This window comes from Pseudooctadecabacter jejudonensis (genome assembly GCF_900172275.1).
Lineage (GTDB): Bacteria > Pseudomonadota > Alphaproteobacteria > Rhodobacterales > Rhodobacteraceae > Octadecabacter > Octadecabacter jejudonensis.
The window spans coordinates 1-11,625 of record NZ_FWFT01000008.1 but is presented as its reverse complement, the minus strand read 5'-3'; the positions used below and the strand labels follow the sequence as shown (position 1 = coordinate 11,625).

The window sequence follows — 11,625 nt, the reverse complement described above, 5'->3', positions numbered from 1 at the left end:
GCTACACGGGCGGCTTGTCGGTGCACAAATACATGAAGATCGTCACCTGGCAGCGCACCACGCGCGAGGCGTCCAAAGACGTGGCCATCGCCACAGCCCGCATCTCCCGCCTCGAAGGCATGGAAGGCCACGCCCGCGCCGCCGACGTCCGCCTCGCCAAATACTTCCCAGGCGAAAACTTCGACCTCACCGCGGAATAAAGGGGCGGACGCCAAGGACGCTTGGCTGTGAAAGGGCGATGCCCGGCCTGCCCCGCCACCGCTAACGGTCCTCATCACCGGCGCCTCAACCACCACCGGCTATTGGTCATGGCGGCGCCGAAGACCATTTTAGCCAAAGGGCTTGATGGCCCCATACAACGACTGGAGATTGCAGATGTACAAGAAGATACTGGTTCCCATGGCCCTCGATCACGGCGTGTCGGCACACACACTTGAAATCGCACAGGCGCTGACGGCGAACGGCGGCGAAATCATAGCCCTGCATGTCTACGAAGCCCCGCAAGGGTCAGTCAAAGCCTTCATGAGTGAGGACGCACAAAAAGACGGCGTGACCAAGGCGAAGGCCGAATTGGCCTCAAAGACCGCTGATCTGGACGGCGTGAGGGCCGAAATGGTAGTCGGTCATACCTATCGGTCCATTATCGATTACGCGACTGAAAACAATGTGGATTGTATCGTTATGGGATCCCACAAACCGGGGTTCAGCGACTATCTGCTGGGCTCAACTGCGGCCCGCGTGGTGCGACATGCCCCTTGTGCCGTCCATGTTTACCGAAGCTGACCGCCAAGCACCCCAGCCCTTCTTCGATTGCCAACAAAACGAGCGGACAAAGCGGTTCTTGAGCCAACCCCGCGGCCACTGACGGGGGCTAAGGCATCTTCATGTCGTTTGGTCTGCTGGCCCGCCCCGCTGCGGGTCATTGCAACGGGGCTTTTCAGCCCAAGGACACCGCAGGCAAAGCGCGGCACTCTCTTGCAACACACACGGGCAAGGTCACCCTTGCACGCCCTGCGACGGCCGCAAAACCCCTGAACAAAATCAGTTCGTGAAAGTGTGGCCCACGGCGTGTCAGAGGGGTTGCGGGTCTTGAGCGAACAAGTTACTCAGCCCCAACCACAAAGCGTTAGGCGAGTTGGCGGAGTGGTGACGCAGCGGATTGCAAATCCGTGTACACCGGTTCGATTCCGGTACTCGCCTCCAAACATCCTTCTTGACTATTTTTGTGCCGTGAATTCAATATGACCCATGATTTACAGGGGTTCATAGGTGACCAAGTGTGTTGTGCTGTGTGAACTCCTGTGTGAATTCGTGTGAGATTTTGACGTGAAGTACCTCCAACCACGAGGGAACAGTTTTCAGTTCGAACGAGCCGTCCCTAAAGACGTGCGCCCTGTCTTGGGATGTAAATCTTGGCGGGAAAGCTTGTGGACGGACAGTCGAAGCGAAGCCGAACGTCGCTGTCGAAAAAGAACGGTCGAGACTGATGAGATAATTGAGTCTGTTCGATCAGGGAGTTATCGCCGCCTAACCGACGATGATCTGCACGATCTAGCCATACAGTGGGGCATCGAATTCCAACTAACCAACCGGCAGTTAATCCCCAGGGATATGTTCCCCGATGCCTTCGAAGATGAAGCTAGGATAGGAGACGAAGCACCGAATAGCATACTAAGTTCCAGAGAAGACATCACAGAATCTGTTGATACTTGGTTGGAGAGAATTCAATACGAGGGCGATCTCCTCCCCGCAGAACACGAAACTTTAATCGATCATTGTATCGACGAGTACCTAACCGGAAACCCAGAGCTTTCTAACGGTTGGAAGGAAGTTCTAAGCGATGCTGGAGTGGAAGATGCCCATTGGTTACCTGACTACCTGAGCGTAGTCACAAGGCCTAACCGGACGCCCAAGCGAAGGCGGTTAACCAGCATCTATCCAAAATACGTTAAGGCAAAAGAGATTGGCCCCAGCGCAGAGAACGACTTTGGTATTGGAATTCGACGATTTGTCGAATTGCACGGCGATTTGGATGTGGCTTCTATTGATCGACGCCATGTCGAAGAATTCAGAGATATGCTTCGCCGGATGCCCTCCCGCCCCCCAAACAACATCCGAATTCTGCCAATGCCTGATCAGGTAGTTTGGGCAGAGGGATTGGATATTCCCAGGTTCAGCCAGGCCACGATCAATAAAAACATCGGAGGGGTTAAGGTCACGCTTCAGTACGCCTTTGAAGAAACCAGTGAGATAGACAATCGGGACTGGCGAAATCCTTGCGACGGCTTCTCAAAAAAGCCCAAAAAGAAATCGAAAAGAATCATCGCTTTCACCCCGGGACAAATAGAAACGATCTTTTCATCTAAGGTTTACCAACCGAAGTCCCCAGAGAAGTTTTGGATTCCGCTTATTTTGTACCACACAGGAGCGCGTTTAGACGAGATAAGTCAGCTACATGTGAAAGATGTCAGGTACGATCCGCTTCCATTCATTGTTTGCGAGAATCTGTACGACGAAGACCCAGCGATAGCGAAGAAAGTCAAATCGATGTCTGCTAACCGGACCATTCCGATACACCGCAATCTCGTCGAAATCGGATTTCTAGACTATGTAAACGCTGTAGCATCGACGGGAAGCACACACTTATTCCCGAACTTGCCGCATCACAACGGCGGAAAAAGGGGCAACAGCGTGTCCAGGTCATTTATACGAAGCTTCCGCAACTATGGACAAAGCGACCCTGAGACCGGGTTGGACAGCAAGCAGCTTGTCACTCACTCGTTGCGACACACCTTTCGTAAGGCTGGATTTCGTGGGAAACTCGACCAAGAATTCGTGCAGGTTGTCATGGGGCACTTTGTAGGTGGAGTGTCCTGGGAAGAGTACGGTGATGACATATACCAAATGCCGGATGTATTGGCTGAACGAGTGATGAACGACATTCAACTTCCGCCAATCGACATGGATTTCATGAAGTCCGAAGCAGACCGCTACCTTGAGCGGGCACGCAATAGCCAGACAAGTTGAACCACGGGTTACGACCCCGGCAGGGTCTCAACCCCTACTGATATCATTGGGGATTCAGTAAAGTGTGTGAACTTTTGGGGTATTGCCCCGCATAGAGGCACCTGACAAAGGCACTTAATCAACACATATTTCAGTCTAGCAAAAGCACTTCTACCAAACCATCCAAGTGATGCTTTGCTTTCCGCCAGTCACCAGCGTGGGCGTCTATTAGTTTCCAAAACGCTTGTCCATGGTCATGGTGCTTTAGATGTGCAAGTTCATGGGTCAGCACGTAATCGATGCAGTTACGGGGAGCCTTGACCAAGTGTGGATTGATAATGATCTCACCAGACGGGGAACAGCTTCCCCACTGGCGTGACATCTCCAACAAACGAAAGGGCGGCGGTGCATCCACCCAGGGCAAGCGATTGGTCAATGCATCGATACGACGGCTAAGATAATCCCGCCCCCTTACGCGATACCAGGCACGGAGACGGCCCCTGACGTCATTCTCTGTACCTTTGGCCGTCTCGACCTCTAGCCTATTGCCTCGCAGCCGTGCTGGGGCTGGTGACGCATCTGTAGGTATCACCTTGAGCATATAGCGTCGGCCCAAGTACAAGACCTGCTCACCGGAGACATATTCGCGGGGCCGCACATGTGCGTACCGGCTCTTTGCTTCACTGACATGGCCGACAACCCAGCGGGCTCTTTTCTGAACCGCCAACTTGATGCTGTCATCTGAGAAACCATGAGGTGCATCGACGGCGACCGAACCGTCTGGGTTGACGTGGATCGCAACCCGTGAGCTTCGGTTGTCCGCATAGGATACCTGGTAGGGAATGCGGTCCTCCCCATAAGCCAGTACAAAACCACTCATGATCGGTTCGCACCAGCACGGACGATACCAACGATCTGGTCGATCATTCCATTTGCGTCATCTAAGCCACCGAAGAATTTGAAGTAGCGAGGTAACAGGGCCTTGCGTATTTCCGCCTCGATGCTGCCGGGGTTGATCGAATGTGTCTGCACAGCATCGTCAACGGTGGTGTCGATATGCATGGCCTCCTCTACCAGCGTTTCCTCTTCATGTTGGGAAACACCCAACTGATCTAGGAGTGCACCATAGTAAGCTGCTGCCCTTGGATGGTCGGTAAAGCGATCAGGTACCCCAGGAGTGTTCCTTGCTGCCACTTGTTCTTCAAGGTCCTTAAACATCGTGTATTGCTTGCCAGGGTGATCGAACATGGCCTCAGCGGCCTGGATCGCTTCTTTGAGGAGTTCTGAAAACACCCTTTGCGCGTAAGGATCATCGATCAGGTCTTGCTCGATGGTCTTGCGCAAACGGGTCTTGATGACATCGGCTTCAGTGCGCGTCTTGTCATCTGACCAATCGTCGGGGTCTTCATCTTGGCCTAAGGTTTCAACACGGATGAACCCTTCGGGATCGATGATCTCTTGGCCAATGACCTGCTTGTCCACCATTCGCCTGATTTGGTCTTCGTAATCGGAGAAATCGACCGTCTCACCTGCATCACGCTTGGCTTGTATCCGCAGTTCGGTGAAGAATCGCAGATCACGTTTGTATCGTTGGATGGTTTGTTCATTGAACGCACCATCGTCAAAGAAAGTGCGAGATGAGAGGGCCAGCTTTAGGCACATACCGAAATCTGTCAGAGCAGCATAAAAGTCTTCACGCACCTTCTGTGCCTGATCGAAGCTATGCCCAGTCTCATCCTCGGTTACACGGGGGACCAGCACTCGACGGAACTGCTCCTGGTCATCCTTGTTCTGCACTGCCGAAAAGATCGCCCATAGCCCATCATGCAGGCCAGGAAGACGTTTGTACTCGGTCGATATGTTGGAGAACGTCCCAGCCAGATCATCAACATCGTAACCATTCTGGGTCTGTGCAGCGAGGTCTTGATAGTCCTGTATAGACGTATCGAGTTCGGCAAGGATGCCGCGATAGTCAATCAGGTAGCCAAATTGCTTGGCCTCATGCAAACGGTTCACCCGAGCAATGGCTTGTAGCAAGTTGTGGCTCTTGAGGTGTTTGTCGATGTAGAGGACGGCATTGCGTGGTTCATCGAAGCCAGTAAGCAGCTTATCCACAACGATCAATATGTCAGGGGCACCGTCGGTCGCAAAACCAGCTATCACATCGTTCTCATAGCCCTCAGGGTCATTGCCGACGTTCTGGTTCCACCATGCCTGTACCTCGGGTGTCTTAGCTTCGTCGGTGTCGTCATGGCCTTCACGACTATCTGGTGCCGAGATAACCACGGCACTGGTGACCATCCCAGTGGCATCCAGTGCATTCTTGTATCTGATCGCCGACAGTTTGCTGTCGGTCGCCAGTTGGGCCTTTAACCCAGGACTGCGGTCGATAAAATTCTCTTTGAAGTGCGCGGCGATATCCCAAGCGATGATCTCGATGCGTGCTTCGGCTTTGTATACCTGCCCACGGGTCGCATACTTCTGTTTTAAGTCAGATAGCTGCTGATCAGATAGCCCCATGGTGCGTTGGTCGAACCATGCATCTACGGCACGTTCGTTGATATCAACGATGGGTTTGCGTTCCTCATACACTAACGGTGTGACCGCCCCATCTTCGACGGCATCTTGCATCGTATACGCATGTAGGATCGGGCCGAACTTGTTACGGGTCTTGTCTTCTTTCAGCAGCGGAGTGCCTGTGAAGGCGATGAATGCCGCATTCGGCAATGCCTGACGCATCCGTTCGTGGTTCTCACCACCTTGGCTACGGTGCCCTTCATCAACCAGAACGATCAGCTTGTCTGATGTGTTCTTACACTCTGGCAGTTTAGTCGCGGAGTTGAACTTTTGCAGTAGCGTAAAGATAATCCGCCCATTGCCCGACCCAATCTGTTTCGCCAAGTCGCGACCAGACTGCACTTTGGCCTTCTCACCGTCTTTCTTGGTGGCCACAACAGACCCGAACGCACCTCCTGTTAAAAACGTTGTGGCAAGCTGCTTCTCCAGATCAACGCGGTCCGTCACAATGATGATGCGGCTGCTGGCAAGCTCCGGGTCGAGCAGCAGTGCCTTGGTCAGTAGAACCATCAGGTTCGACTTACCTGACCCCGTGGTGTGCCAAATGACGCCACCTTCGCGACTTCCGTCAGGCTTCTGCTTTGCCACCTGTGCCAGGATCGCTTTGACCCCACCGAATTGCTGATACCGAGCCGCGATCTTCTTTGTGCCACGGTCATAGAAAATGAACCGCCTGGTGAAATCGAGGAGCCTGTCTGGCCGAAGCAGGCTAATGATCATTCGATCCTGCTCTGTGGGCAGCACAAGGCCGCTATGCAGTCTTTCAAAGTCGTCCTTGGCCCAACGGGGTTTATCCGCGTACAATGCTGCCTGTTGATCGCTCTTCAGGAACGTAGACTTCACTTCCTGCATCTGCGCTTCGGTGATCTCTTCTTCTGTCCAGGACCCCCAGAATTTCGCAGGGGTGCCGGTCGTCCCGTACCGAGCATCGGTGCCTGAGATCGACAGCAGCAATTGCGAATAGGCATACAGGCTTTGAATGCCTTGGTCCTTCTGATTGCGAAGATGTTGGCTGATCCCTTCCGCAACCATCGACTTTTCTGATGATGACGATGTGGGTCGCTTCGCCTCAATCACGACCAACGGTAGCCCGTTCACATAGCACACCACGTCGGGCCGGTACCGACCCAAACTAGCGGGGCGTTCCACGCTAAGTTCTTCCGTCACGTGGAACAGGTTCGTATCGACACTGGTCCAATCAACCAGCGGGACCGTGACGGATGTCTTGTCGGCACCCACGAACTCATCAACCGTGATGCCCAGGGTCAATTGCTTGTAGATGACCTCATTGGCCGCGATCAGCCCCTCGTTCAACTTGGTGGCAGCAATGGCTTTGATGACCTGATTGATCCCGCTTTCTGACAGTGGATGTTGCTGACCTTTGAAGTCGAACCGATGTGCCCCCAACCATTCACGTAACACAGGCTCCAACAGAACCGACCGTTCAGACCCACGCATTGCATTGGCATCAGCAGGCGACAGATACGACCAGCCCATGACCATGAGGACGTGCAAAGCTGGCAGCTTTGATGCCGCTTCTTCGCGGGTGTCAGGGGCTTTTGGGTCGGTCATTGTTCCACCTGCACTTCTCTGCATCGCGCCCCGATCACACCAGGTGCCCACTGCGCATCTGAACATTCCCATGCCGAACCATATAGTGGCCCACCAACCCAGGCACCATTCTGTCTATACTGTAGTTGATAGGCCGTAACTGTTCTTTGCTCTTGATCTTGAACGCGCTTCCACAACACAGCAAAGAACGCGGCAGCCTCATCGTCCGAGAACGCTTCAGAGTAGTTAAACAAAATGTACTCGGCCCCGACAATATTCGTTGTGGTGCCAACACGGATGTCAGGTGCAATTGAGAAGTTCTCGACCTTGACCGTTGTTATATCGCGGGCACTCAGAATACCCGATGGGCCGGAACGACAAATCACAATGTCAGCCTGATCCAGTTCATCGGCGATAATCAGGTTCGCCTCACGTGGGTCATCCGTGATCGCGATGGTAATGTCATCGTTGTAACTGGATTGCGAAACTTTGACTGTCACGTCGGGCGAGATTGCGAATTGGTCAAAGTGGAACTCATAGACGGTATTGGCGCCAGATGGATAAGTAGGGCAGCGATCAACATCCACAACAAAGGCGTTCGCTATCGTCCCAATCAGTGAAAGACAGAACACCCAAACAAATGACAACCGCACCATGACCAACTACTCTTCGTTTGGGATTTGGATGTCGTCGAACATATCCGAAAAATCCAAGCCAGTTGTTGAGATGTCAGCCCCGACCTTGGGCATATCAGGGAGGGCATTCGTCACCCATTGTGACAGCGTCTTGATCGGGATGTGGGTGATCACCGTATTGGCTTTGTTACCGTCCTTCGCAGCATTAACAACTATGGTGACGACCAAGCCAAGATCGGGGTGCCGATGTGGCCCCATCACCTGCGTCGGAGCTTGGTCGGCCTTGCCGTTCGGCTTAGAGCTATGACGAACAAATGCGGCAATAGCATTGGGGTCTTGCCAATCGGGCGTGTGAGTTTCGATCTTCAAAGCGTGCTCCTTGGATAGTAATTCATGTTTAGACCACCACCCGCCGCTTCCCCGTGAGAAGCTGTTGCATCAGGGCCTTCTTCTCCGTGCGGAGATGGGCTACCTCGCGCCTGCAAATGTCTTCAAAGACCTCTTCGTTGCCGATTGCTCGTGAAATCAGTCTTTGCTCGTCGAGTGACGGGACACTAATTCGGATCGATCTTAGAGTTTCTCTGGACAGACTTGGGACCCCTGAAGCTTCGTTGTAGGCCCGCAGGTTCATGAAGCTGAGACGATAGAACAGCCAGCGCAAGCTGTTCTGCTCATTGGTCTTGCAGAAATAAGTCGTGTCGATTGGCCAGAACGAACCCTCAACCCATCGGGGTGAATCGATGGTTCCCTTGCGGCCTAAAACGATTGCTGGTCCTTCAGCAAAGCCTTCATGACAATGGCCCGTCACGCCTCCAGTTCCGATAATTGGCACTGTGCCATCGTTAACACGGATGTCTTTCGGGGACTTTCCGTATTCAATATCCAAGACATCCCCCAACCGCACCTCTTTCCATGGCTGGCCTTCGAACGCGGGGAAGCGGCGTTTGCCTGTGAGGAGTTGCTTCATGAGGGCGCGTTTTTGGGTGCGGGCGTTGCTCAGCAGTCCTTCCGTCTTTTCAATGGCCTGATCCCAGGTCGAGAGGATATCCGCGATCTTCTGTTGTTCGGCGAGTGGGGGGACGTAGATACTAAGTTTCTTGAAGAATGGGAGACCAATTGTCTTGATTGTTGAGCCTACCGCCATGCGTTCGAACAGAGGCTTCTTCATCTGTAGCCAGTTATAGAGGAACCAGTTGTTGAGCTTGCTTTGCTCATCGCAGGTCCATGCGATGAAGTGTTGGCTCACAGCCATGTCTTCACCGAGAATGGCGCTTTTTCCGACTCCCGCATCACGTGACAGAATCACGGTCTCTGCTGGCAGCATGACAGCCGACGAGTTTCGCAAACCTTCTGTGGAAATCTCTTTGTCCGTATTGCGGATGTATCCGTCATCCAACGCACTACTATCGGCGAGGGAGACCCACTTTATCCCGCCGTTCCAGTAATCGGGAATTTTCTTGTTAGGTGTATGGCCGCTTCGACGTTTAGCCGAGTCGTCCAATAGGTGTTCTTCCCACCCCTCAGGAACCATACCCAAGCTCCTGCAAATACCCTGCCATGCGGGTTTCCAACTCGACCAGATCGTCCTTCAGCTTCACCCGTTCGGCCCGCACCGCCATCAGGTCGATTTCGTCCTCTTCCTCGAAGGTATCCACATAGCGGGGGATGTTCAGGTTGAAGTCGTTCTCTGCGATCTCGGCCTGCGTCGCTCGGTAGGCGTATTTGTCCACCGATGTGCGATCCGCAAAGACCTGCATGATCTTGTCAATGTGAGTTTGGTCCAATGCGTTCTGGTTGGTGCCAGATGCGAACTCTCGGCTGGCGTCGATAAACAGCACAGAGTCGTCTGCTTTATGTTTGCGGAACACCAGCAGGGCTGCAGGAATGCCCGTACCGAAGAACAGTTTTTCGGGCAGGCCGATCACCGCATCCAGCAGGTTCTCCTCCACCAGCTTCTGACGGATTTTACCCTCGGTCGATCCACGAAACAGCACCCCATGGGGGACGACGACCACAGCCCGGCCTGTCTTGGGCTTCAACGTCTCGATCATATGCAGGATGAAGGCATAGTCACCCTTGGTCTTGGGCGGGATACCACGGCGGAAACGCCCGAATGTATCGGCCTCGGCGGTGGCAGTCCCCCACTTGTCCAAAGAGAACGGCGGGTTGGCGACGACCACATCGAAGTGCCGCAGAGCGTCTTCCTTCACCCGTAGCTTCGGGTTGCGGATGGTATCCCCCCAGAGGACCTCGTGGTTCTCCTCCCCATGCAGGAACAGGTTCATCTTGGCCAAGGCCCATGTGGACCCGATAGATTCCTGACCGTAGAGGGCGTAGCGTTTGGTGCCCGTCTTGTTCCTGATCTGACGCCCACATTTCATCAACAGTGATGCAGACCCACAGGTGGGATCACAGATGTCATCCCCTTCTTGTGGATCAGCGAGACGGGCCATCAGGTCAGACACCTCTGGTGGCGTGTAAAACTCACCAGCAGTTTTGCCCGCAGTGGCAGCGAAGTGTTTGATCAGGTATTCATATGCCCCACCGATGATGTCCAACTGCCCCACACGGGACGGACGTAGGTCGAGGGCATCCTTAGCGAAGTCTTCCAGCAGGTGACGCAGCAGGTCATTCTTCTGCTCTTCATCCCCCAGCTTGGTGCTGTTGAAGTGAATGTCCTGAAACACCTGATCCAGCTTGTTGCCATTGGCTTCCTGAATGGCATGAAGGGCCTTGTCGATCCGCTCCCCATTCCCGGCTTCATGCCGACGGTCGTGAAGGACATCAAAGCTGGCATCAACGGGCAGCACGAAAGCCTCTTGTTGCATCATCGCCTCAACCAGTTCGGGGCTATCGGGATGCTGGGCCTCGTAGGTTGACCGATGGTCCTTCCAAACATCAGAGATGTATTTCAGGAAGAGCATCGTCAGCACATAGTCTTTGTAAATCGACGGATCGACGACACCACGGAATGTGTCACAGGCAGACCATGCTGCGTTATTGACTTCGGATTGGGTGATTGGGGTCATGAATTCGTTGCCTGCTTAAAAAGAAGGGCAACAAAGCCCCGATATTTGGTTGCATCTAAAGGTTCATTATTGGGTGTCGTGCTGGTTCCATTCTCTTGACGCAGAACCTCGATGACGGCCTCTCCAACTAGATGCGGCGGCGGTTTTACATCGAGCTTCTGAGCCTCGCCCTCAACCATCGAAACGACTTCACCTATGCGACGGTAGATGCCTGTTTGAGAACACGCAGTCGCTTTAGTGCCATGGAACAGTTGATACGGGTCCACCTGATAAATCGCTGCAATGACAAAGAGGCGTTCTGCACTAATCGTTTCTGCCTTGTTTTCCATCCTCCAGACTTGAACCCTGCTCACACCCAGCTTGTCCGCCGCCTCATTGACGGACAGGCCTGCGCGTTCCCGCGCATCTCTGATGCGTTCGTAAAGATGATCCAAAGGGGTTCTTTCAAGCTCGTATGTTTCACGTTGTGAAACATATTGGCAAAAAATGCAACATTCATGAAAGTTACCTATAGCGAATCATTATGTTTCACTTTATGAAACATCAACATGACGCTCAAGGAATACCTGAATCAGAATAAGCTAAGCCTGAAGGCATTTGGGGACCGGTGCGGCATTAGTGCCCCGACCGTTCTACGAGTGCGCGATGGGCTGCACATACCGTCTCGCAAGACGCTAAATGCAATCGTCTCGGGGACCGGTTGATCAGCCCCACCTAAGCGGTCCAGTTTGAATGTTAGTGCATTATTGGCCTGGGTTCCATCGGGACGATGGTTTCCGGGGCAGGTGGGCGGTAGCCCAAGGCACTGTGTGGTCGTTTCGTGTTGT

11 protein-coding genes, 1 tRNA gene and 1 pseudogene are annotated in these 11,625 nt (G+C 53.4%); 6 read left to right on the top strand and 7 right to left on the bottom strand.

The genetic code is table 11. The annotated features are described in order from the left end of the window. From PSJ8397_RS16625 to PSJ8397_RS16610, 5 genes and pseudogenes are all read left to right on the top strand, one after another. The coding region (locus PSJ8397_RS16625) for a histidinol dehydrogenase (protein ID WP_200811328.1) at window positions 1-200 on the top strand (200 nt) is incomplete at its 5' end. Between the two features lie 175 nt (window positions 201-375). Then, entirely contained in the window at window positions 376-783 is a 408-nt protein-coding gene (locus PSJ8397_RS16620; RefSeq protein ID WP_085865772.1) for a universal stress protein, read from the top strand. A 346-nt stretch (window positions 784-1,129) separates the two neighbouring features. Beyond that, window positions 1,130-1,203: transfer RNA gene (locus PSJ8397_RS16615), tRNA-Cys, on the top strand. Window positions 1,204-1,326: 123 nt separating this feature from the next. After that, window positions 1,327-1,497, top strand: a pseudogene (locus tag PSJ8397_RS17445) (DUF6538 domain-containing protein); the annotation flags it as partial. Between the two features lie 114 nt (window positions 1,498-1,611). After that, entirely contained in the window at window positions 1,612-3,027 is a 1,416-nt protein-coding gene (locus PSJ8397_RS16610) for a site-specific integrase (RefSeq protein ID WP_085865771.1), read from the top strand. A 130-nt stretch (window positions 3,028-3,157) separates the two neighbouring features. On the opposite strand, the gene PSJ8397_RS16605 is transcribed toward PSJ8397_RS16610, so the two are convergent. The 7 genes from PSJ8397_RS16605 to PSJ8397_RS16575 are packed head-to-tail and all read right to left on the bottom strand — an operon-like array spanning window position 3,158 to window position 11,232. Further along, complete coding sequence (locus PSJ8397_RS16605) at window positions 3,158-3,886, bottom strand: M48 family metallopeptidase (protein WP_085865770.1); 729 nt, start codon at window positions 3,884-3,886, stop codon at window positions 3,158-3,160. Next, window positions 3,883-7,155 (bottom strand): type I restriction endonuclease subunit R, encoded by a 3,273-nt coding sequence (locus PSJ8397_RS16600; RefSeq protein ID WP_085865769.1) that lies wholly within the window; start codon window positions 7,153-7,155, stop codon window positions 3,883-3,885. Before PSJ8397_RS16600 ends, PSJ8397_RS16605 begins: the two co-directional genes overlap by 4 nt. Next, window positions 7,152-7,790 (bottom strand): hypothetical protein, encoded by a 639-nt coding sequence (locus tag PSJ8397_RS16595; RefSeq protein ID WP_143515524.1) that lies wholly within the window; start codon window positions 7,788-7,790, stop codon window positions 7,152-7,154. Before PSJ8397_RS16595 ends, PSJ8397_RS16600 begins: the two co-directional genes overlap by 4 nt. A gap of 6 nt (window positions 7,791-7,796) precedes the next feature. Then, window positions 7,797-8,138, bottom strand: a complete 342-nt coding sequence (locus PSJ8397_RS16590) for a hypothetical protein (RefSeq protein ID WP_085865767.1) — start codon at window positions 8,136-8,138, stop codon at window positions 7,797-7,799. A 28-nt stretch (window positions 8,139-8,166) separates the two neighbouring features. Next, entirely contained in the window at window positions 8,167-9,300 is a 1,134-nt protein-coding gene (locus PSJ8397_RS16585; RefSeq protein WP_085865766.1) for a restriction endonuclease subunit S, read from the bottom strand. Further along, the gene (locus PSJ8397_RS16580; protein ID WP_085865765.1) at window positions 9,290-10,798 is read right to left on the bottom strand and encodes a type I restriction-modification system subunit M; all 1,509 of its coding nucleotides are present in this window, start codon (window positions 10,796-10,798) and stop codon (window positions 9,290-9,292) included. The genes PSJ8397_RS16585 and PSJ8397_RS16580 overlap by 11 nt, the downstream gene beginning before the upstream one ends. Beyond that, window positions 10,795-11,232 carry a helix-turn-helix domain-containing protein gene (locus PSJ8397_RS16575; protein ID WP_159453170.1) on the bottom strand — a complete coding sequence of 146 codons (438 nt, stop codon included), beginning with the start codon at window positions 11,230-11,232 and terminating at the stop codon, window positions 10,795-10,797. Before PSJ8397_RS16575 ends, PSJ8397_RS16580 begins: the two co-directional genes overlap by 4 nt. A gap of 114 nt (window positions 11,233-11,346) precedes the next feature. Between PSJ8397_RS16575 and PSJ8397_RS17440 the strand changes: the two genes are divergently transcribed. Then, complete coding sequence (locus tag PSJ8397_RS17440; RefSeq protein WP_143515523.1) at window positions 11,347-11,502, top strand: helix-turn-helix domain-containing protein; 156 nt, start codon at window positions 11,347-11,349, stop codon at window positions 11,500-11,502. The last annotated feature ends 123 nt before the right edge of the window (window positions 11,503-11,625 follow it).